Source organism: Neisseria sp. P0021.S006 (assembly GCF_051956895.1).
In genome coordinates, this window is sequence record NZ_JBQCWZ010001303.1 from 1 (window position 1) to 434 (window position 434).

Below are 434 nucleotides of genomic sequence, written 5' to 3' on the forward strand. Positions count from 1 at the left end.
TTGTTGGGCGGCGGCGGGGTGGATGGCGCGATTCACCGTGCGGCAGGGCGGGAATTGCTAGAAGAGTGCAGGCAGTTGAACGGCTGCCGCACGGGCGAAGCGAAAATTACTAAAGGCTACCGGCTGCCGGCGAAATTTGTGATTCACACCGTCGGGCCGGTTTGGTTCGGCGGACACCGCAGCGAAGCGGTTAAGCTGGCGGAGGCGTATCAAAATTCGCTGCTGCTGGCGCAAGAACACGGTATCCGCAGCATCGCCTTCCCCTGTATCAGCACGGGCGTGTACCGTTTCCCCGCCGATTTGGCTGCCGAGACCGCTTTGGCGATTTTGAAAAAAACTTTGCCGCAGTGTCCGTCTGTCGAAAAAATCGTTTTCTGTTGCTATTCGCCGCAGGATGCCGAACGCTATCGGGCATTGTTGGAACGGGACGGGGC

At 59.0% G+C, this 434-nt stretch carries 1 protein-coding gene; it reads left to right on the forward strand.

The features are described from left to right. A partial coding sequence (locus ACTHUM_RS20000; protein ID WP_440404006.1) for a macro domain-containing protein occupies positions 1 to 434 on the forward strand: 434 nt, incomplete at both ends.